The 21,216-nt window shown below is 61.5% G+C and carries 20 protein-coding genes; 11 read left to right on the top strand and 9 right to left on the bottom strand.

The genetic code is table 11. The features are described from left to right. The first annotated feature begins 107 nt into the window (after positions 1-107). The 5 genes from RCH06_RS02780 to RCH06_RS02760 all read left to right on the top strand — a co-directional run bounded on the left by RCH06_RS02780 (position 108) and on the right by RCH06_RS02760 (position 4,839). Positions 108-1,223 (top strand): YeiH family protein, encoded by a 1,116-nt coding sequence (locus RCH06_RS02780; protein ID WP_327079899.1) that lies wholly within the window; start codon positions 108-110, stop codon positions 1,221-1,223. A 147-nt stretch (positions 1,224-1,370) separates the two neighbouring features. Beyond that, complete coding sequence (locus RCH06_RS02775) at positions 1,371-2,150, top strand: substrate-binding domain-containing protein (protein ID WP_327079898.1); 780 nt, start codon at positions 1,371-1,373, stop codon at positions 2,148-2,150. 37 nt (positions 2,151-2,187) lie between these two features. Further along, positions 2,188-3,459 carry a SorA family sulfite dehydrogenase catalytic subunit gene (sorA, locus tag RCH06_RS02770; RefSeq protein WP_327079897.1) on the top strand — a complete coding sequence of 424 codons (1,272 nt, stop codon included), beginning with the start codon at positions 2,188-2,190 and terminating at the stop codon, positions 3,457-3,459. A 10-nt stretch (positions 3,460-3,469) separates the two neighbouring features. Then, positions 3,470-4,147: a SorB family sulfite dehydrogenase c-type cytochrome subunit gene (sorB, locus tag RCH06_RS02765; RefSeq protein WP_327079896.1), complete on the top strand. Its 678-nt coding sequence runs from the start codon at positions 3,470-3,472 to the stop codon at positions 4,145-4,147. Between the two features lie 185 nt (positions 4,148-4,332). After that, positions 4,333-4,839, top strand: coding sequence for a hypothetical protein (locus RCH06_RS02760; RefSeq protein ID WP_327079895.1), 507 nt, complete (start codon positions 4,333-4,335; stop codon positions 4,837-4,839). A gap of 175 nt (positions 4,840-5,014) precedes the next feature. Here the strand turns inward: RCH06_RS02760 and RCH06_RS02755 are convergent, their stop codons facing one another. The 4 genes from RCH06_RS02755 to RCH06_RS02740 form a co-directional block, all read right to left on the bottom strand. Further along, entirely contained in the window at positions 5,015-5,854 is an 840-nt protein-coding gene (locus RCH06_RS02755; RefSeq protein ID WP_327079894.1) for an anti-sigma factor family protein, read from the bottom strand. A gap of 1 nt (position 5,855) precedes the next feature. Next, a complete protein-coding gene (locus tag RCH06_RS02750) occupies positions 5,856-6,380 on the bottom strand; it encodes an RNA polymerase sigma factor (protein WP_327079893.1) in 525 nt (174 codons plus the stop codon). A gap of 34 nt (positions 6,381-6,414) precedes the next feature. Beyond that, positions 6,415-6,741, bottom strand: coding sequence for a COG4315 family predicted lipoprotein (locus RCH06_RS02745; protein WP_442799581.1), 327 nt, complete (start codon positions 6,739-6,741; stop codon positions 6,415-6,417). A gap of 137 nt (positions 6,742-6,878) precedes the next feature. Next, a complete protein-coding gene (locus RCH06_RS02740) occupies positions 6,879-7,850 on the bottom strand; it encodes an exodeoxyribonuclease III (RefSeq protein WP_327079891.1) in 972 nt (323 codons plus the stop codon). A 10-nt stretch (positions 7,851-7,860) separates the two neighbouring features. On the opposite strand from RCH06_RS02740, the gene pyrE reads away from it, so the two are divergent. Then, entirely contained in the window at positions 7,861-8,628 is a 768-nt protein-coding gene (gene pyrE / locus RCH06_RS02735; protein ID WP_327079924.1) for an orotate phosphoribosyltransferase, read from the top strand. Positions 8,629-8,638: 10 nt separating this feature from the next. Continuing rightward, positions 8,639-9,307 carry a DUF4124 domain-containing protein gene (locus RCH06_RS02730; RefSeq protein ID WP_327079890.1) on the top strand — a complete coding sequence of 223 codons (669 nt, stop codon included), beginning with the start codon at positions 8,639-8,641 and terminating at the stop codon, positions 9,305-9,307. Positions 9,308-9,557: 250 nt separating this feature from the next. Here the strand turns inward: RCH06_RS02730 and gatB are convergent, their stop codons facing one another. Genes gatB through gatC form a run of 3 tightly spaced genes read right to left on the bottom strand, consistent with a single transcriptional unit; the run spans position 9,558 to position 12,828 of the window. Beyond that, positions 9,558-11,015: an Asp-tRNA(Asn)/Glu-tRNA(Gln) amidotransferase subunit GatB gene (gene gatB / locus RCH06_RS02725; RefSeq protein WP_327079889.1), complete on the bottom strand. Its 1,458-nt coding sequence runs from the start codon at positions 11,013-11,015 to the stop codon at positions 9,558-9,560. Next, positions 11,012-12,532: an Asp-tRNA(Asn)/Glu-tRNA(Gln) amidotransferase subunit GatA gene (gene gatA / locus RCH06_RS02720; protein WP_327079888.1), complete on the bottom strand. Its 1,521-nt coding sequence runs from the start codon at positions 12,530-12,532 to the stop codon at positions 11,012-11,014. Before gatA ends, gatB begins: the two co-directional genes overlap by 4 nt. After that, on the bottom strand, positions 12,529-12,828 hold the full coding sequence (gene gatC, locus RCH06_RS02715; protein ID WP_327079887.1) for an Asp-tRNA(Asn)/Glu-tRNA(Gln) amidotransferase subunit GatC: 300 nt from the start codon (positions 12,826-12,828) through the stop codon (positions 12,529-12,531). Before gatC ends, gatA begins: the two co-directional genes overlap by 4 nt. Before the next feature lie 305 nt (positions 12,829-13,133). Here gatC and RCH06_RS02710 point away from each other — a divergent pair, with 305 nt between their 5' ends. From RCH06_RS02710 to mrdA, 4 genes are all read left to right on the top strand, one after another. Further along, positions 13,134-14,177 (top strand): rod shape-determining protein, encoded by a 1,044-nt coding sequence (locus RCH06_RS02710; protein WP_327079886.1) that lies wholly within the window; start codon positions 13,134-13,136, stop codon positions 14,175-14,177. An 84-nt stretch (positions 14,178-14,261) separates the two neighbouring features. Beyond that, on the top strand, positions 14,262-15,182 hold the full coding sequence (mreC, locus tag RCH06_RS02705) for a rod shape-determining protein MreC (protein WP_327079885.1): 921 nt from the start codon (positions 14,262-14,264) through the stop codon (positions 15,180-15,182). Further along, entirely contained in the window at positions 15,179-15,697 is a 519-nt protein-coding gene (gene mreD / locus RCH06_RS02700) for a rod shape-determining protein MreD (protein ID WP_327079884.1), read from the top strand. The genes mreC and mreD overlap by 4 nt, the downstream gene beginning before the upstream one ends. A 217-nt stretch (positions 15,698-15,914) precedes the next feature. Continuing rightward, positions 15,915-18,266 carry a penicillin-binding protein 2 gene (gene mrdA, locus RCH06_RS02695; protein ID WP_327079883.1) on the top strand — a complete coding sequence of 784 codons (2,352 nt, stop codon included), beginning with the start codon at positions 15,915-15,917 and terminating at the stop codon, positions 18,264-18,266. Positions 18,267-18,336: 70 nt separating this feature from the next. Here the strand turns inward: mrdA and RCH06_RS02690 are convergent, their stop codons facing one another. Together RCH06_RS02690 and RCH06_RS02685 are read right to left on the bottom strand one after the other, a co-directional pair. After that, positions 18,337-19,095 (bottom strand): sulfite exporter TauE/SafE family protein, encoded by a 759-nt coding sequence (locus RCH06_RS02690; protein WP_327079882.1) that lies wholly within the window; start codon positions 19,093-19,095, stop codon positions 18,337-18,339. A 325-nt stretch (positions 19,096-19,420) separates the two neighbouring features. Further along, the gene (locus RCH06_RS02685) at positions 19,421-21,163 is read right to left on the bottom strand and encodes a GMC family oxidoreductase (protein WP_327079881.1); all 1,743 of its coding nucleotides are present in this window, start codon (positions 21,161-21,163) and stop codon (positions 19,421-19,423) included. Positions 21,164-21,216 lie beyond the last annotated feature (53 nt).

The raw sequence follows: 21,216 nt of genomic DNA, 5'->3' as shown, positions 1-21,216 counted from the left end.
TTATCTGTTTTAAAGGTAGATGTTAGCTGAATTACCCGTTTGTCAGATAGACTGCTTCGGCTCAAAATACGTTCATGCCTTCAAATAACAACGCCAGGGAGAACGCGATGAACACCGCTGCTGCACATCTGAACCCCCTACCTGCCACCACGGCAAAGGGGGGAACTCCTACAGTTGCGCGTTTGCGCAAGCTGCTGCCAGGCCTCGCGCTGACGGGTGCCATCGCGCTGGTGTCGATCCAGATGGGAAACATAGGCTGGCTGCAAGCCAACGGCATCAGCGCACTGACCTTGGCCATTGTGCTGGGCATGGTGGTTGGCAATACCGTCTATGCGCGCATGGGCGCAGTCGCCGGTGACGGCGTGACGTTTTCCAAGGCCAACCTGCTGCGACTGGGCATCATCCTGTACGGCCTGCGCTTGACTTTCCAGGACATCGGCAATGTAGGCTGGGCTGGCGTGGCGATTGACGCCACGGTGCTGTGCAGCACCTTCGGGCTTGCCTGCTTTCTCGGCACCAAAGTGTTTGGCCTGGACAGCAAGACCGCCATGCTGATCGGCGCTGGCAGTTCCATCTGTGGTGCAGCCGCTGTGATGGCAGCAGAGCCCGTGGTGCGAGGTCGTGCCGAGCAGGTCATGGTGGCGGTGGCAACGGTGGTGGTTTTCGGCACGACGGCAATTTTTCTCTATCCCGTGCTCTACCACCTCAACGCGCAGTACCACCTGATTGATTTGTCGCCCTCAGCCTACGGTGTGTTTGCAGGTTCGACCATACATGAGGTCGCCCAGGTGGTGGCCGCAGGGCGCGTCATCAGCGAGCAGGCGGCCAACACCGCCGTCATCGCCAAGATGGTGCGGGTGATGATGCTCGCCCCGTTCCTCATTATCCTTTCGGCCTATCTGTCACGAACGCCAGAACACAAAGCCAGCGCACTGGCCGACGGCAAGAAAGCCGGCATTGTGATTCCCTGGTTCGCGTTGGGGTTCGTGGCGGTCGCAGGTCTCAATTCACTGGCCTTGCTACCCGCTGCCGTAGTCCGCCACGTGACGGACGCCGATACCGTCTTGCTCGCCATGGCCATGGCCGGGCTCGGCCTGACCACCCATGTATCAGCCATCCGCAAAGCCGGCATGAAACCCCTTGCACTGGCCGCCGTGCTGTTCGTTTGGCTGGTATGCGGCGGCTTCGCCATCAATGCAGGCATTACTTATCTGCTTGGATGAGCCTGCATCGGAATATTCGGCGTGTTGCCAGCGTCTACCACGATGAATCATTCAAAAAAGCCCGAGCTGCGCCTACGATTGGCAACGTTTCTTTCCCTGAAATAACCGTCGCCGCGTCGGCGATTCCATCAACGAAATGAGTACGACATGAACTTTGCGATCTCTCTTTTTGCGCGCCGCACACTGGCGTTGCTGACTCTTTCCCTTGCAGCCGCAGCGCCCGGATTCGCCGCTACGCTCAATGTCTATGGTCCGGGCGGTCCGGCGCCCGCGATGAAAGAGGCGGCCAAGAGCTTCGGCCTTCTTCACGGAGTTGATGTCAACGTGACCGCCGGGCCTACCGGTCAGTGGTCGGCCCAGGCGAAGCAAGACGCCGACGTGGTGTTCAGCGGCGCTGAAAATATGATGAGCGATTTCGCCAAAGCCCTGCCCGGTACGTTCGATTTGGCGGCGGCCGAGCCACTGTACCTGCGGCCTGTAGCGATCCTGGTACGTCCCGGAAATCCGCAGCACATCCAGGGCTTTCGCGATTTGCTGAAGCCTGGCATCAAGGTGCTGGCAGTGGCCGGTGCTGGGCAAACCGGCCTCTGGGAGGATATTGCTGGCAGGACGGGCGATATCGGCCTGGTCCGCGCGTTCCGCAAGAACCTGTTGCTGCCCGAAGCCGCCAACAGTGCTGAAGCCCGCAAGCAGTGGACCCAGCAGCCGGAGATCGACGCTTGGCTGATCTGGAACATCTGGCAGGTGTCCAACCCGGACTTGGCGCAACTCGTGCCGATGGACGAGCCTTTTCGTATCTACCGCGATGTGGGTGTCGTCATCACGCGTCGCGGCGGCGCAGAACCGCATGCGAAGGCGTTTGTGGACTACCTGAAGTCTCCGGCAGGACAAGCAATTTTCGTCAAATGGGGATGGACGGCGCCTTGAATCTTCACTATATTTTTCTAATAGATGGAGACATAACATGAGATCAAACCGCGATACCACACCTGCTGCGCACCAAGACTCTCAGAGCGCGTCGTCCCGTCGAAGATTCGTCCAGGGTGCCGGTCTTCTGGCTCTGGGTGCGTCGCCACTCAGCGTGCTGGCGACCGCCCGCGATACCGGTGAGGGCGTGACCTTCGCAGACGGCCCGCGCCCGCTGGTGACCTACCCGCAGAAGCGTCCGTTGATACGCGTGACCACCCGGCCACCGCATCTGGAGACGCCGTTCTCGGTCTTCAATGAAGGCCCCATCACAGCCAACGATGCCTTTTTTGTGCGCTATCACCTGGCCAATATCCCGCTGGCGGTCGACCCTGCCACGTACCGGCTCACCGTCAAGGGAAAAGTCAACACGCCACTGAACCTCTCGTTGGCAGACCTGAAGGCATTGGCCGCGCCTGTGGAAGTCGTTGCTGTCAACCAGTGCTCCGGAAACAGTCGCGGGTACTCGTCACCGCGCGTGTTCGGTGCACAGCTTGCCAATGGTGCGATGGGTAATGCGCGGTGGGTTGGTGTGCCGTTGCGCAAGATACTCGAGAAAGCGGGCGTGGCTGCCGGGGCCCGGCAGGTCACGTTCAATGGCCTCGATACGCCGGTGCTTCCGGTAACCTCCGACTTTCGCAAGGCGCTGGACATCGAGCACGCGTTGCAGGACGAGCCGATGCTGGCGTGGAGCATGAACGGAAAAGACCTGCCGTTCCTCAACGGCTACCCGGTCAAGCTCATCGTGCCGGGCTACTTCGGCACGTACTGGGTCAAGCATCTCTCGGAAATAGAGGTGATCGATCATGTATTCGACGGACATGATGCCTTGTTCATGACGACCGCCTATCGCGTGCCCGACAACGACTGCCAGTGTGTGGTGCCGGGTTCGGCGGTGGCCAAGACGCGACCGATTTCGACCCTGCCGGTACGCAGCTTTATCACCAGCGTGGCGGCGGGCGGCCAGTTACCTGCCGGACGCAGCGTGGAGCTCAAAGGCATCGCGTTCGATGACGGTGCCGGCATCAAGACCGTGGAGGTGTCTGTCGACGGCGGACGTCGCTGGAAAACTGCTGCGCTGGGCCACGACCTGGGCCGCTTCTCTTTTCGCGAATGGCGCTTGCCGGTCCGGTTTGAACGCCGGGGCAAGGCGGTGCTGATGGTGCGCGCCACCAACCACAAAGGCGAAGTCCAGCCCGCTATTGCCGACTGGAACCCGGGTGGCTATCGCCGTCACGTGGTCGAGTCGACTCCCGTCACCATTGCCTGAGGTGCTTGCCATGAAACGTATCGCCCACCTCGCCGCACCCGCCTTCGCGGCCTTGATCTTCACCAGCTTTGGCGTCATGAGCGCCATTGCAGCTCCGCGTGAGATTCAGTTGCCAGCCGAAGCGGTGAAGTTGCGCTCCTCACCGCTACCTGGCTTCGCCATCGCTGCGCAGAAATGCGCTATCTGCCATTCGGCCGACTACATCGCCTATCAGCCACCGGGAATGAACCAGACGCAATGGACGGCAGAAATGGCCAAGATGCAACGCACCTACGGCGCACCAATCAGCGACGTCGAGGTCAAGCAGCTAGGCGCCTATCTGGCGGTCGCCTACGGATCGGCGAAGGCCAGCGATCCGGCCATCATCGCGACGTCAAATGCTGTTTCATCCCCGAGCTTGCCTGCACAGACGTCCGTGGCACCGGCAAGCGCTGCCAAGGTTGATGTTCAGGCACTACTCAACAACAATGCATGCCTGAGTTGCCACGGACTAACCCAAAAAATCGTGGGCCCTGCTTACCACGACATCGCCTTGAAGTACAAGTCAGATTCCCAGGCGCAAGCAACGCTGGAGGCCAGCATTCGTGCAGGCAGCACTGGCAAATGGGGCAGCGCAGCCATGCCGCCGTTCGCTGCCTTGAAGCCTGAAGAGTTGAAGGCACTCGCTGCTTTCGTGCTCAAGCAGTAAGTCACCCTTATTTTTTCCGGCAAGCAGGTTACGGCAACGGACTGGTGCAGTGCCTGGAGCCAGAACGCAGCATGACGGTCAACTGGCCCCACTTGCTACCTGACTCCTGACGCGACAGCTTTCGTTTGGCCCGATACGAATCCAGCTGTTTCGACTGGCTTGCTCTTACTTTTAATTTTTGCTTTATGACTACCCCTATTTTTCGCGCGCTGGCGCTTTCGGCCACCCTGGTGACCTACGTCACTGTTGCAGCAGCTGGCGCCGATGAGACCCCGTCCGGCCTTCCTTCGCAAGTTGCGACGCTGCTCAAGCAGGGCGGCCAACTGGGCAAAGCCGTCTTTGCGGATGGCAACACGGCGCGTGGAGGCCACGGGCAGACGGTCGACGGCATTGAAGGCTCAAGCCAGGAAATGCTCAAAACGCACGTCCATGCGCATCTGGCCATCTACTACAAGGGTGAGCAGATCGCGGTACCTCGGGGAATCGGCATCCTACCGCCGCTGCGCATCGCGAATGGATTCGTCGGTGGGGGCCAGGGCTACTATTGGTTGCACACCCACGATGCGAGCGGTATTCTCCATGTTGAATCGCCTAACGATCGGGTCTATACCTTGGGTAATTTCTTCGACGTGTGGGGCCAACCGCTGACGGCTGGCAACGTCGCTGGCCTCAAGGGACCGGTCCGGATCTAAGTCAACGGAAAAATGCAGTTTGCCGATGTACGTGCCTTGCCGCTACGGGCGCACGACCAGATTGCTTTGGTGGTAGGGCAACCAGCAGCCGTTCTGGCTGCTTACACCTTTCCCACCGATCTTTGACAGACGCCTTGACCACCTGTGCGGGTATTTGGGCAGTGGTAGCCGGGCGCTACTTCTTGCTTTCGAGCTGCCGGTAAACAGCCTCGGCCACCCGCAGCATCTCCGAGCGGCTGGCGTTTGATGAGAGGGCGTAGCCGAAATCCTTGTCCACCCAGTAGAAAACGTTGATGGGCCCGTCCTGGCCGAACTTGAAAGCGGTCTCACGACCCGCATCTTCGCGGGTGACGTACAGCGTAAGACGCTCGCCTTGGGCCCGCTCAAACATGAATTGGGCGACCGGGCCTTTGTCACCAGGGAGCAGTCTGCCACCCACCAGGCTGTAGCCCAGCGCCTGCAGATCAGGTGGCCGAACTTCTGCACCCATGCGCTTGGTGAGCCAGGTAACAAGCGCCTGCTCATCGTCAGCTTTAACCTCGACGGGTCGACGTACATCAGGGCTGTAGACCACGTGGGCTATCGCCGCGCGGTGTGCAAAACCCTGGAGCGCTCCGGCCTGAGTAGCAGTGGCCAGGATGGCGCTTCGCTGCATGTTGCCATCGTAGGCGCCGCGCGCCCACCAGGCCGAACTCGTGCTAATGACCGCGATGGCAACGCCCGCTGCCAAGGAGCGCCAAGGCCAATCACGCCAGGAAGCTGCCGTTGCGGGTTCCAGTGGCAGTCGCAGCGGCAGTGGCTCGCTGAGGACCGGGTCGAGCCACTGCTTGAGCGCTCGATTCTGCGCGAGCCAGTCGTCTACCCGTTGGCGCTCCGACGGGTGCAGGTTCAGGAACGCGTCGACTTCCACGTGCCGGGTAGGCGGCAACAGGCCGTCGGCGTAGGCGTGCAGATCAGCTTCGGTCACGGGCGTGGAGCCGTTTCCGGGAAGGGAGGTGGGACGAAATAATGTCATGTCATTTGATCCTGCGCAGTGGCGCAACCGCTTGGCCCAGCGGCTCGCGCCCTTGCAGTTCTTGGCGCAACTTCTCACGGCCTCGCGCAAGCCTGGACATGATCGTGCCGATGGGTACCCCGGTCACTGTGGCCGCCTCGGCATAGCTCATCTCCTCAACCCCTATCAGCAAGAGCACTTCGCGTTGTTCTGCAGGGAGGCGCTGCAAAGCGCTTTCCAGATCGCGAACCTCCAGGCCATCTGCATGACAGGCTCTTTGCGGATGCTCAGGCAGATCATTCCCGACGGCGTCCTCCTGCCGCCGCTTTGCGCTGCGTACTGAGTCGATGAAGTGGTTGTGCATGATGCTAAACATCCAGGCGCGAATGTCTCCCCGTCGGTGCCACAGCGAAAATCGGCCCCACGCCCGCTCCAGGGTGTCCTGCACAAGATCGTCGGCCAAAGTCGCATCGGCTACCAACCCGCGGGCATAGCGACGCAGGTTGGGAATGCAGGCGACGATGGACGCCGCGTCCTGGTCATGCATGGAGTGGCGAAGGAAGGTGAGCCGTCAATCGCGGTCAGGACTTGATGATGTGCCAGACGTTCTTGAAGTTGTCGCCCGTGGCATCGCCCGCCTTCATGTCGGGTTTGTATTGATACACCGGCTTGCCTTTGTAGGCCCACTGTTTTGCACCGTCATCCCGGGTGATGATGGTCATGTCGCCCTCGGGCTTGGCGTTGGCTTCAGCCACAACGGGCGGCCACAGTTCAGCACATGGACCATTGCACGCGCTCTTCCCAGCAGCATCCTTGTCGAAGGTGTACAGCGTCATCCCTGCGCTGTTGACCAGCATGCCGCCTGCGGTTTTGACGGGTGGCGCAGCCATGGCAGCGCCAGAAGCCATCGCGGCAAGGGAAAGAATCAGGGTCGATATCAGAGAGGTTTTCACGGCGTTTCCTTGAATATGTCGGTGGTGACATGAAGGTAGACGATCGGGCCCTTCCACTTATTCCACAGACGTCAGAAAAAATTCGCTTTTGATCAAAGGTTTAGGTCGTAGTCGATAGTGATTGGCGCGTGATCCGAGAAACGCTGCTCTTTGTAAATGCTGGCGCTGCGGGCGCGGGTAGCTATGGGGGGTGTAGCCAAATGGTAGTCCAGCCGCCAGCCGACATTGTTGGCATAGGCCTGGCCCCGGTTGCTCCACCAAGTGTAGGCGTCGCCCGTTGTCTCGGGATGCAGTTGGCGGTACACATCGACCATGCCGCCGCCCGGTGCTGAAACGGCCGCAGTCGGCGAAGTAGCAAGCGTCGCGTCCGCTCCTTCCAGGCCAGGGCCACGGAACCGGCTTTGCCGGGCCGCAGGCGCAGCGGCCCCCTCGGGGGGCAGCGAACCCCGCGCAGTGGGGAGCGTGGGGGTCATTTCTTGCCGCAGCAACTCGGTCATCCATGCGCGCTCTTCGGGCAAAAATCCGCTGTTGTTCTTGTTGCCCTTGAAGTTTTTCAGGTCGATTTCCTGGTGCGCGATGTTGATGTCGCCGCACAGGATGAACTCGCGGTTGTCGCCGCCGCACTGCTTCAGGGCCAGCAGGCGCGGGTACAGCTCGGCCAGAAACCGGAACTTGGCGGCCTGGCGCTCTTCGCCTGACGAGCCGCTGGGGAAATAGCAGCTGATGATCGACAGCTTCGGGCTGTGCTGGCGGGCCGGGCTGTCAAAGCGCAGCTCGACATAACGCCCTTCGGCATCGAATTCGGTTGAGCCGCTGCCCACGATCACGTCGCTGGGTTCGTGGCGGGTGTAGATGCCGACGCCGGAATACCCCTTTTTTTCGGCAAAGTGAAAGTAGCCTTTGTGGCCGGCAATTTCTTCAAACCGGCCTTTTACGTCGGCGGCCTGCGCCTTGAGTTCCTGGACGCAAATACAATCCGGCATCGACTGGGCAACCCATTCCTGCAGGCCTTTGCTGGTGGCGGAACGGATGCCATTGAGGTTAAGACTGGTTAATTTGAACATGGGACTTTCAATGAGCACGACAGGGCAAACAGGTAATCAGGATCAGGCCACAACACCGGCGCCCGCAACTGGCGAGCGTCTGGCGCAGGAATTTGTGCAGTTTGCCGTCGAAGCGGGTGTGTTGCGGTTTGGTCAATTCAAGACCAAGGCCGGGCGCATGAGCCCGTATTTTTTCAATGCTGGCCTGTTTGACGATGGCGCCAAGCTGGGCCGGCTGGCGCAATTTTATGCGCGCCACCTGCTGGCCGAAGAGCAGCGCACCGGCTTGGCCTTTGACATGATTTTTGGCCCCGCCTACAAGGGCATTCCGCTGGCCGCTGCCGTCGCCATCGAACTGGCACGACTGGGGCGCAACCTGCCGTTTGCCTACAACCGAAAGGAAGCCAAGGCGCATGGCGAAGGCGGCTCGCTGGTCGGCGCGCCGCTCAAGGGCCGGGTGCTGATTGTTGATGACGTGATGTCTGCCGGCACCGCCGTGCGCGAGTCGATTGCCTTGATTCAGGCCGCTGGTGCCACGCCGCACGCGGTGGCAATTGCGCTGGATCGTCAGGAAAAAGCCACAGAAAACGGGCGCGATGTTGACCACAGCGCCGTGCAATATGTCACGCAGCAGCTCGGTCTGCAGGTCTGCGCCATTGCGCGCTTGAGCGACTTGCTGCAATATCTCGCCCTTAACAGCAGCAGCGCGCCGGACGCCGAAGCCTCATCCGGTGCGCAGTTGCTCAAAGACCATTACCAGGCTGTTCTGGCATACCGTGAACGCTACGGCGTCAACTGAAGACATCAAATTGCGCTTGCACACTTTGCTCTCCTTGGCTCTGGCAGGCCTGGCATGCCTGGGCGGCATCGCCACGGCCCAGGACATCTACTCCTGCGTGGACGGCAAAGGCCGCACCATCACGGCAGACCGGCCGATTGCGGAATGCACTGACCGCACACAGCGCGAGTTGTCACGCTCTGGCTTGGTCAAACGCCAGGTGGGCCCAACGCTCACGATGCACGAGCAGACCGCAGTCGAAGAAAAAGAAAAGCAGGCCGCCGAAATTCGCGCACGCGAAAACGAAGACAAGCGCCGCGACAAGGTCTTGCTGCAGCGCTATCCGACGCGCGCGTTGCACGACCAGGAACGCGCAGCCGCGCTGGTGCAGATTGACGAAGTCATCAAGGCGTCGATCAAACGAAGGGGCGAACTGGCCGACCAGCGCAAAGCCATCGCAGGGGAATTCGAGTTTTACGTCAAAGACCCGTCCAAAGCGCCGGCATCGCTCAAGCGCAAGCTTGAAGAAAACGACAGCAGCATCGCCGTGCAGCAAAGATTCATCCTGGATCAGGAAATGGAGAAAAAGCGCGTCAACCAGCGATTTGATGAAGAACTGGCCAAGCTCAAACAGTTGTGGGCGCAGATGACGCCGCCCGTGAACCCGACCACCAGCAGCCTTAAAGCCGGCAAAAGCTGATTTTCGGGAACTGTCTGGGGCGGGACAAGAACGCTGTTTTGTGAACGGGCTGTGCGCTCTTTAAGGGTTTCAACGAATCACATTGGCACACCCGTCCGTTTTACTGCGCTGCAGACCTGAAAAAGGCCGATTTATTGGATAAATCGGCCTCTTGCGCAATCAGGACGTGCGCTGACAGCTATGTTTTTTGTAGCTATTCGGCGACTTGAGCATGCAGGCCGAGTCTGAAAACTAGACTAGCCCCGGAAAATCACCCCAGCTTTTTCTTCAGCAGCTCATTCACCTGCGCCGGATTCGCCTTGCCTTTGGTGGCTTTCATGGCCTGACCAACCAGCGCGTTGAACGCCTTGGCATTGCCGGCGCGCACTTCTTCGACGTTCTTGGCATTGGCTGCCAGCACGCCGTCGATGATGGTTTCGAGTTCGCCGGTGTCGCTCATCTGCTTGAGGCCTTTGGCGTCGATCAGCGCGTCAACGTCCTGGCCCTCGCCGCTCCACAGCGCGTCAAACACCTGCCGGGCGGCGTTGTTGGAGATCGTGCCGTCGGCGATGCGGCCAATCAAGGCGGCCAGTTGGGCGGCGCTGACGCTGGATGCCTCAATCGACTTTTCTTCCGCATTCAGGCGTCGCGACAACTCGCCCATCACCCAGTTGCTGGCCAGCTTGGGCTGCTGGCTGGCATCCGCCACCGCCTCAAAATACGCCGCCGTCGCCTTGCTCTGCGTGAGCTGGCCCGCGTCGTAATCGCTCAAACCATAGTCAGTCACAAAGCGCGCCGCCATCACCCGCGGCAACTCGCTCATCTCCGAGCGGGTTTTCTCCACCCATTCGCGCCCAATCACCAGCGGCGGCAAATCCGGGTCTGGAAAATAGCGGTAATCGGCGGCGTCTTCCTTGCTGCGCATGGAACGCGTCTCGCCCGTGTCAGGGTCAAACAGCACGGTGGCCTGCTGGATGGCGTGGCCGTCCTCGATCTGCTCGATCTGCCAGCGCACTTCATAGTCCATTGCCTGCTGCATGAACTTGAAGCTGTTCAGGTTTTTGATCTCGCGGCGCGTGCCCAGTGGTTCGCCGGGCTTGCGCACCGACACGTTGGCGTCGCAGCGGAAACTGCCTTCCTGCATGTTGCCGTCGCAAATGCCGATCCACGTCACGATCTTGTGCAACTCTTTTGCATAGGCCACGGCCTCGGCGGTCGAGCGCATGTCGGGTTCGGTGACGATTTCCAGCAGCGGCGTGCCGGCGCGGTTCAGGTCGATGCCGCTTTGGCCGATGAAGTCTTCGTGCAGCGACTTGCCTGCGTCTTCTTCAAGGTGCGCGCGCACCAGCCGCACGGATTTCTTTTCGCCCTCCAGGAAAAACTCGACCACGCCGCCTTGCACGACCGGAATCTCGAACTGGCTGATCTGGTAGCCCTTGGGCAGGTCGGGGTAGAAGTAGTTCTTGCGCGCAAACACGCTGCTTTCGGCAATGTGCGCGTTCACCGCCAAGCCGAACTCAATGGCGCGCTGCACCGCGCCCTTGTTCATCACCGGCAGCGCGCCGGGCAGGGCGAAATCGACGGCAGACGCCAGCGTGTTCGGCTCGGCCCCAAAGCCGGTCGGGGCGCGGCTGAACAGTTTGGATTGCGTGGTCAGCTGGGTGTGGGTTTCAAAGCCGATGACGACTTCGTAGCCCTGCACCAAGAGGGATTTTGTGTTGTTGCTCATGCCGACACTCCGGGGGTTCGTTGGTGCCAGTCGGTCGCCAGCTGGAACTGGTGGGCCGCGCCCAGCAGCTGCGCTTCCTTGAAATAGTTGCCAATCAGCTGCAGGCCGACCGGCATGCCGCCCGCGCCGAAGCCGGCGGGCACGCTCATGCCGGGCAAACCCGCCAGACTCGACGACAGCGTGTAGATGTCGGCCAGGTAGTTCGCCACCGGGTCGGCAGACTTTTCGCCGATTTTCCAGGCGACGGTGGGCGACACCGGCCCGGCAATCACGTCGCATTGCGCAAAGGCAGTCTGGAAGTCCTGCGCGATCAGGCGGCGGATTTTTTGCGCCTTCAAATAGTAGGCGTCGTAGTAACCGTGGCTCAGCACGTAGGTGCCAATCATGATGCGGCGCGTGGCTTCGTCGCCAAAGCCTTCTGAGCGTGACTTTTTGTACATGTCGGTCAGGTCGCCATACTGGGCTGCTCGGTGGCCGTAGCGCACGCCGTCAAAACGGCTCAGGTTGCTGCTGGCTTCGGCCGGGGCAATGACGTAATAGACCGGAATCGACAACTCGGTCAGCGGCAGGCTGACATCGACCAGCGTGGCACCGAGCTTTTCAAACTCAGCCAAGGCGGTGCGCACGGCGGCCAGCACGTCGGGCGCGCAGCCGGCACCGAAAAACTGGGTCGGTAGGCCAATTCTTAAGCCTTTTAGCGGCTCTGCGCAGGTGCCACGTGCGCTGGCAGCTATTAAATCAGTAGCGTAGTCAACGGCGGGCATGTCCAGCGAGGTGGAATCGCGGTCCAGGTCGGGGCCGGCCATCGCGGACAGCAGCAGCGCGCAGTCGAGGGCACTGCGCGCCATCGGGCCGGCCTGGTCGAGGCTGGAGGCAAACGCCACCATGCCGTAACGCGAGCAGCGGCCATAGGTCGGCTTGATGCCGGTGATGCCGGTCAGCGACGCGGGCTGGCGAATCGAGCCGCCGGTGTCGGTGCCGGTGGCAGCGGGCACCAGGCGCGCTGCCACGGCGGCCGCCGAGCCGCCCGACGAGCCGCCTGGAACGCGACTCAGATCCCACGGATTTTGGGCTGGTTTGTAGGCGCTGTTTTCGTTGCCCGAGCCCATGGCGAACTCGTCGCAGTTGAGTTTGCCCAGCGTCACCATGCCGGCGCTGGCCAGTTTGGCGACCACGGTCGCATCAAACGGGCTGCGGTAGTGCTCCAGCATCTTCGAGCCGGCGGTGGTCGGGAAGTCGCGGGTGACAAACACGTCCTTGTGCGCCAGTGGCACGCCCAGCAGCGGCGTCCGTTCGCCGGCGGCCAGCCGTGCGTCGGCGGCACGGGCTTGCGCCAGCGACGCGGCAGTATCGGTGGACAGGAACGCGCCCAGGCCGGTTTGCTGTTCAATGCGGGTCAGGAAATGCTGGGTGACTTCAACGCTGGAGACGCTGCCTGCGGCCAGTCGGGCGGCGAGTTGGGCAATGTCCAGGTCGTGCAGGTCAAGATTCAGGGGGCTGGAGGAAAGGGTGCTCATTCGATCACTTTCGGCACAAGAAACAGGCCGCGCTCGACGGCTGGGGCGCTGGCCTGGCTGGCTTCGCGCTGGTTGGGTTCGCTGGCGATATCCTCGCGCAGCCGCAGGGCGACTTCGCCAAGCAACGCCGCTGGGTGCGCCAGCGGCTCGACGCCGTCGGTGTTGACCGCCTCCATTTGCGCGACCAGCGCGAAAAAGCCGTTGAGCTGACTCAGGGTTTGCTCGGTTTCGTCGGGCCTGAGTTCGAGCCGCGCCAGATTGGCGACGCGTTCGATGTCTTTGAATGTCAATGCCATAAAGGGGTCTGAAAGGGGTGCGGTGAAAGGGTCGAAAAGAGCCGTGGCGCGGGCCTGAAAACGGCACTTTGAACGATGCGACGCCGTAAAAAATCGGGCATTTTGCCATGCTTGATCCAAAGGGATGCGTTATTATCCCGCCTTTGGCGTGAAATCAAGGCTGGATACATTCTTTAGGCGGTTTTTACGTGCCGCAAGCAGGTTTGCAAGCCTGACCCCAATCGTCCTTTTTCAGCCCTCCTGATCAATCATAAAACGCGATGCGGCAACGAAGTTTGCCCATGCCCCCAACCGGATTTCTGAACATGTTTGAAGCATTCCGTCGGTACTTTTCCACCGACCTGGCGATCGATCTCGGAACCGCCAACACGCTGATTTTTGCGCGTGACAAGGGTATTGTGCTGGATGAGCCGTCGGTCGTTGCCATTCGCCACGAAGGCGGTCCGCACGGGAAAAAAGTGATCCAGGCCGTGGGCCGCGAAGCCAAGGCCATGCTGGGCAAGGTGCCCGGCAACATCGAAGCCATCCGCCCGATGAAAGACGGCGTGATTGCCGACTTCGTCATCACCGAGCAGATGATCAAGCAGTTCATCAAGATGGTGCATCCGCGCCGCCTGTTCACGCCCAGCCCGCGCATCATTATTTGCGTGCCCTGCGGCTCGACCCAGGTCGAGCGCCGCGCCATCAAGGACGCGGCCGAAGCCGCTGGTGCATCGGCCGTCTACCTGATTGAAGAACCGATGGCCGCTGCGCTGGGCGCTGGCCTGCCGGTCAGCGAAGCATCGGGTTCGATGGTGGTTGACATTGGCGGCGGCACGACCGAAGTGGGCGTGATTTCGCTGGGCGGCATGGTCTATAAAGGCTCGGTCCGCGTGGGCGGTGACCGTTTTGACGACGCCATCATCAACTACATCCGCCGCAACTACGGCATGCTGATTGGCGAGCCGACGGCGGAAATCATCAAAAAGACCATCGGTTCGGCCTTTCCCGGCGCCGAAGTGCGCGAAATGGAAGTCAAGGGTCGCAACCTGTCCCAAGGCGTGCCGCGCAGCTTCACCATCTCCAGCAACGAAATCCTCGAAGCCCTGACCGACCCGCTCAACCAGATCGTCTCAGCCGTCAAGAATGCCTTGGAGCAGATGCCGCCCGAGCTGGGTGCCGACATTTCTGACAGGGGCATGATGCTGACCGGCGGCGGCGCTTTGCTGCGCGATCTGGACCGCCTGCTGTCCGAAGAAACCGGCCTGCCGGTGCTGGTGGCCGAAGACCCGCTGACCTGCGTGGTGCGTGGCTGCGGTATTGCGCTGGAGCGCATGGATCGTCTGGGTTCGATCTTCACGACGGAATAAGCCTTTTCCATGATGCTGTCCCGCAGGCATGGCTGCCACGCTGCAAGCCTGACGCAGGCAACCGGACACGCTTGAGAACGCACCATGGACTTAGGCAATCTCGACGGCTCCCTGCCGTCTTCTTTCAACCCAGGGCCGTCGCCCCTGTCCAAGCTCGTATTTTTTGGCGTGCTGTCGCTGCTTTTGATGGTGGCCGATGCGCGCTTTCATCTCACCCAGCCGATCCGCGATGCTATTGCCACGGCGTTGTTTCCGGTGCAGTGGCTGGTCGTGCAGCCGGTTGACGCCCTGAAGCACAGCAGTGCCTATTTGAGCGACCTGACACAGGCCCAGTCCGAAAGCGCAGCAGCGCGTAAAAAGCTCGCCCTGCAGTCGCTGCGCGTCGGCCAGGTGGAAACGCTGATGCAGGAAAACAACCGGCTGCGCAAGTTGCTCGGCTTGCGCGAACAGCTTGCTATTGCGGTGGTGGCGGCTGAAGTGCTGTATGACGCCGCTGACCCGTATACCCGCAAGGTCATCATCGACAAGGGTCAAGCCCAAAAGCTCACCCTGGGCTCGCCCGTGCTGGACGAGTTCGGCGTACTCGGGCAGGTCACGCGGGTGCTTCCGCTGGTCAGCGAGGTGACGCTGGTGGTCGATCCGGACCTGGCCATTCCGGTGCTCAATGCGCGCACCGGCGTTCGCAGCGTCGCCTATGGCGACCCGCTGGCGGGTGGCGACGGGATGGAATTGCGCTTCATGAGCAGCAATGCCGATGTGAAGGAAGGCGACTTGCTGACCACCAGCGGCATTGACGGCATTTATCCGCCTGGCCTGCCGGTTGCCCGCATCAGCCGCATCGAGCACCGGGCCGAATCGGCGTTTTCCAAAATCTATTGCGTGCCGCAGGCGCTGACCACGGGCGCGCGGCATGTCATCGTGGTCGAGCCGATCACGTCTGATCTGGCACTGCGTCCCGAGGCGGCTGCACCGGCCGCGCCGGCCAGAAAAGGGTACGGCCAATGAACATGCGTTCCGGCCAGCAGTTGCTGTCGCCCGCCAACCCGCTGTTCATCTGGGCCAGCTTGACTTTTGCGTTGCTGCTTAACATGCTGCCGCTGGGGCGAGTGCCGTGGATGCCTGACTTGCTGGCGGTGGTGCTGGTGTTCTGGATCGTGCATCAGCCGCTGCGAATCGGCATTGGCATCGCCTTCATGTTTGGGCTGGTGATGGATGTGCAGCAGACATCGCTGCTGGGCCAGCATGCGTTTTCGTATACGACGTTGAGCTTTCTTGCCACCCTGATTTATCGTCGCCTGCTGTGGTTCAAGGTACCGCTGCAGGCCTTGCAGTTGCTGCCGCTGTTTGCCGCAGCGCACGGCGCCCAGCTCATTCTCGGGTTGCTGGGGGGCGGGATTTTTCCGGGCTGGATCGTGCTGGCGGCCCCGCTGGCCGAGGCTTTCGTGTGGCCGCTCGCCAGTGTGCTGCTGCTGGGGCCGCAGCTGCGCGCGCCGTCCTGGGGCGAGAACCGGTCTTTGTAGTGATGGCCGCCACACTCCCCACTGCGCGGGGTTCACTGCCCCCCGACAGGTCTGCTGCGCCTGCGGCCTGGCAAAGCTGGTTCAGCGGCTCCTGCGGGTCAAGGCCGGGCGGGCTCTTCACGCTTTCCGTGCAGCCCGGCTTGCCGCGCAACCAGCGCGTTGCTGACTGGTCTGCGCAATCGCCGGCACTTTTCCCCGTGTCACGCGTCCTACGGCCATGAATGAACTGAGAAACGTTGAAGCGGACTTGTCGCGCTTTCGCACGCGTGTGCTGGTGGCGGGTCTGGGGGTGTTTCTGGCTTTTTCGCTGGTGGCGTCGCGCCTGGTTTATTTGCAGGTTTACCGCCATGCCGACCTGAGTGCGCAAGCTGAAAGCAACCGCACGGCGGTGGTGCCCATCGTGCCCAACCGGGGCTTGATTCTGGACCGCAACGGCATTGTGCTGGCGTCCAACTACTCGGCCTACACGCTGGAAATTACCCCGTCCAAGGTCGAAAACCTCGAAGAAACCATTGCCGAGCTGGAAAAACTGGTCGAAATCCAGCCCAGGGACAAACGGCGTTTCAAGCGACTGCGCGAGGAGTCGAAAAGCTTTGAATCCATCCCGCTGCGCACCCGCCTGACGGATGAGGAAGTGGCGCGATTTTCTGCGCGGCGCTTTGGTTTTCCGGGCGTCGACATCAAGGCCCGGCTGTTTCGCAATTACCCCTATGGCGAGCTGGGCAGCCACGTGGTGGGCTACATCGGCCGCATCAACCCGGCTGAAAAAGAGGCGATTGAAGACCGCGAAGAAGAAGGCAACTACCGGGGCACCGACTACATCGGCAAGCTCGGGGTCGAGCAGAGTTTCGAGCAGCAACTGCACGGCATCACCGGCGTCGAGCAGCTCGAAACGTCAGCCGGCGGGCGCGCCACGCGCCGGCTGTCCAGCAGTCCGGCCACGCCCGGCAACATGGTCATGCTGTCGCTGGACATCGGCCTGCAAAAACTGGTCGAGGACATGTTTGGCACGCGGCGCGGCGCGCTGGTGGCCATCAATCCGCAAAACGGCGACGTGCTGGCTTTTGTCAGCAAGCCGTCGTTTGACCCCAATTTGTTCGTCGATGGCATCGACCAGGAAAGCTGGGATGCGCTCAATGAGTCCATCGACAAGCCGCTGCTGAACCGGGCCTTGCGCGGCACCTACCCGCCGGGTTCGACCTACAAGCCGTTCATGGCGCTGGCGGCGCTGCAAACGGGCACGCGTTCGCCCAAAACGCTCATCAACGACACGCTGACCTACTCTTTTGGCGGCCGCAAGTTCGGCAGCCCGGCCGGCGAGCGCGGCGGCATCATGGACATGCACCGCGCCATTGCCGAATCGAGCAACGTGTACTTTTACTCGCTGGCCAACGAAATGGGGGTCGAGGCCATGCACGACTTCATGGCGCCGCTGGGTTTTGGACAAATTACCGGCATTGACATCAACGGCGAGGTGCGCGGCGTGCTGCCCAACCAGGCCTGGAAAAGCAGTTACTTCAAAAAGCGCGAACAGCAAAAATGGTTTGCCGGCGAAACCATCTCGCTGGGCATTGGCCAGGGCTACAACAGTTTCACCATCTTGCAGCTGGCGCATGCTACGGCAACGCTGGTCAACAACGGCATCCAGCACAAGCCCCGGCTGGTGTTGGGCACGCGCGATACGGTAACCGGCGAAATGCACCCGCTTGCGCCCGATCCGCCCGTAGACCTGGGCTACAAGCCGGAGAACGTGGCCGTTGTGCGCAAGGCGCTGGTGAGCGTGACGCAAGGCGGCACGGCCACCCGGGTATTTGCCGGTGCAGGCTATACAAGCGGCGGAAAAACCGGCACCGCGCAGGCCGTATCAATCGGCGCAAAAGACAAATACAACAAAGCCCGGATGGAAGAGCACCAGCTTGACCACGCGCTCTACATCGCCTTTGCCCCGGCTGACAACCCGAAAATTGCGCTGGCCGTGATTGTCGAAAATGCCGGCTGGGGTGCCGGCGCGGCCGCACCGATTGCGCGCCGCGTGTTCGACTATGCGCTGAGGGGCCAGTACCCCAGCGAAGCCGACCTGCTGGCCGTGCAGGCGGGCACTGCCAGTACGCCCATGGGCACGCCCCGGTTGGCAAGCGACATGAATGCGTTGCTGGCAGACAGCGTGCTGGCGATCGGGCAGGTCAAGCCCAAGGCAGACGTTGAGGCAAGCAGTCCCGCGCCCAGCGAGGCCAAACCGGTAAAGCCCGAAAATCCAATCGCCAAGCCAGTTGTAAACCCGATCGCCAAGTTAGCTGAAAAGTCAGTTGCAAAGCCGATCGCCAAGTTGGCTGAAAAGCCACCTGCAAAGCCGGCCGCTAAGCCAGCCGAAAAGCCGGCGGCTAAGCCAGCCACAAAGCCGGCGGCTAAGCCAGCCACAAAGCCAACTGCAAAACCAGTCGAAAAGTTGACCGTCAAGCCAGTCGCAAAGCCAACCGAAAAGCCAGTCGTGAAACCGACCGCCAAGCCAGCTGTAAAGCCCACCGCCAAGCCAGCCGAAAAGCCAGTCGCAAAGCCAAATCGGCAGTGACCGCTAAAGCGGCCAGCCAGCCCGACGGCTGACACCCGGCCCGATGAGCGCCGCGTTACGGCGGTTGGGGCTACTTCAGAAAAGCGTCAAAGCCGGTTTTCAGGATCAGGACGCTGACCACGGCAATAAACACCAGCCGTACAAAACCCGCGCCGTGCTTGAGCGCCAGGCGCGTGCCCAGCAGGCTGCCGACCACGTTGGCCACCGCCATCGTCAGGGCGAAATGCCACCAGACATGGCCCTTGTACGCAAACAGGCCGAGCGCCGCCAGATTGGTCGCGGTGTTCAGCAGCTTGGCTGACGCCGAGGCATTCAAAAAGTCGTAGCCCAGCCAGCGCACAAACAGGAACACCAGAAAGCTGCCCGTGCCGGGGCCAAAAAATCCGTCGTAAAACCCCAGCACCAGGCCGATGCAGCAGGCAATGATGGTTTCACTGCGGCCACTGAAGCGCGGCGTATGGTGCCGGCCCAGGTCTTTTTTCACCAGCGTGTAAGCCAGCACCGCCAGCAGCACGAAAGGCAGCGCCTTGCGCAAAAAGCCGGGGTCGATCAGCGTGACCAGCCACGCGCCGCCCAGTGAGCCGAAAAACCCCGCCGTCGCCGCTGGCAGCAAGGCCGACCAGCGTAAATCGACCCGGCGGGCATATTGGGTGGTGGCGACTGCCGTGCCCCAGATCGACGCGCCCTTGTTGATGCCAAACAGCGTCGCCGGCGGCGTGGTCGGGAAAACAGTGAACAAGGCGGGCACCAGAATCAGCCCGCCACCGCCGACGATGGCGTCTACAAAACCGGCCAGCAGCGAAGCCAAAGAGACAAGCAGCAATTCCATGACGGCAATTGTCGCACTGGATGCGCACTTTGATTGCTATGCAATTTATAGCTGGTAGCGCAGGTGGAGCATGCACAAGAGCCGATTTTCATCCATAAATTGCCGCTTGCGGGCAAAAAAAAGCGCTGGGGTTGCCAGCGCTTTTTCTTGAACATCCTGGTGACGGACTGTTCTTTGTTTTATTTTTCTCTTGTCTCCTCGACTCCCCGCGTTGCGGGCAGCTAGGCCCGTCAGCAAGAACTTGAATATAGTCCGCGCACCGCCAAAATGCATCAGGGATATCCCGCCTGCGGGGTTTCCCTGAAAGGCGCGCTGCGTGGCTGCGTCAAATGCCGTCCCGTATCCACTGCGCCGCTTTTTCGGCAATCATCAGCGTTGGCGAGTTGGTGTTGCCGCTGGTGATGAGCGGCATCACGCCGGCATCGACCACGCGCAAGCCGCGAATGCCGCGCACCCGCAGGTGCGAATCAACCACCGCCATCGGGTCATCGCTTCGGCCCATTTTGGTTGTGCCGACCGGGTGAAAAATCGTGGTGGCAATGTCACCGGCCAGCCGCGCCAGGTCTTCATCGGTCTGGAACTGCACGCCCGGCTTGAACTCTTCGGGCTGAAAGCGGGCCAGCGCGCTCTGGCTGACGATCTTGCGCGTCACGCGCAGCGAGTCGGCCGCCACCTGCCGGTCTTCTGGCGTGCTCAGGTAGTTGGGCGAAATGGCCGGGGCGTCGCCAAACTGACCCGACTTGATGCGCACGCTGCCGCGACTGGTCGGATTCAGGTTGCACACGCTGGCGGTAAACGCGTTGAACGCGTGCAGCGGCTCGCCAAAGGCCTCCAGCGACAGCGGCTGGACGTGGTACTGGATATTGGGCCAGGGCTGGTCGGGCGAGCTGCGTGTGAAAGCGCCCAGTTGCGACGGTGCCATGCTCATCGGGCCGGTCTGGCGCAGCGCGTATTCCAGCCCGATGCGCGCCTTGCCCCACATCGAATTGGCCATCGTGTTGAGCGACAGCCCCCAGCGCTTGCTGTCCTTGTCCCCCTTGATCTTGTAGACCGAGCGAATTTGCAGATGGTCTTGCAAATTGGCGCCCACGCCGGGCAGGTCTTGCACCACGGGAATGCCATGCTGCTGCAGCAAGGCCGCCGGCCCAATGCCCGAGAGCTGCAATATCTGCGGCGAGCCGATGCTGCCGGCGCACAAGATCACTTCGCCCATGTGCCCCGAGTCGCGCGTGGCCAGCGCCGTCACGCGCTCCTGGCCGTTCCACACCTCCGCCCCCGTGCAGCGCTGGCTGCCGTCGGCCTGGGGGGCGATCACCAGTTTGCAGACCTGCGCGCTAGTCCAGAGCTCAAAATTTGGCCGCCCCAGACAAGTGGGCCGCAAAAACGCCTTGGCCGTGTTCCAGCGCCAGCCGCTTTTCTGGTTGACTTCAAAATAACCCACGCCTTCATTGCTGCCCCGGTTGAAGTCCGGCGTGTGTGCAATGCCGGCCTGGCTGGCGGCTTCGGCAAACGCATCCAGAATGTCCCAGCGCAGGCGCTGCTTTTCAACGCGCCATTCGCCGCCCGCATTTCGGTGGCGCAGGACTTGCTGGTACGGATTGGTTTTGTCCTGCATCAGCGCCGGTGCCACGCCGCGCGCGCCGTGAAAGGCGTCCGCGCCCTTGTGGTGGTCTTCGTGCAGCTTGAAGTGGGGCAGGGCGTTGTCCCACTTCCAGTCGCTGTCGCCCGTCAGTTGCGCCCACTGGTCGTAGTCGCGCGCCTGGCCGCGCATGTAGATCATGCCGTTGATGCTGGATGAGCCGCCCAGCGTCTTGCCGCGCGGGTAGCGCAGCGCGCGGCCATTCAGGCCGGCGTCCGGTTCGGTGTTGAACAGCCAGTCGGTGCGCGGGTTGCCGATACAGTACAAATAACCGACCGGAATATGAATCCAGTGGTAGTCGTCCTTGCGGCCAGCCTCGATCAGCAGCACGCGTTTGGAGGCGTCGGCGCTCAGGCGGTTGGCCAGCAGGCAGCCGGCCGTGCCGGCACCGATGATGATGTAGTCGAAGTTTTGAGTCGGGTCTTGCATGTGATGGATCTTGGGGGTTTCTGCGCTTGCATTGTGGCAAAAACCGGCGCGCC

This window comes from Polaromonas sp. CG_9.5 (genome assembly GCF_035984465.1).
Lineage (GTDB): Bacteria > Pseudomonadota > Gammaproteobacteria > Burkholderiales > Burkholderiaceae_C > Polaromonas.
Note: the sequence above shows the minus strand (reverse complement) of the source record. Positions and strands in the feature narration are given on the sequence as shown.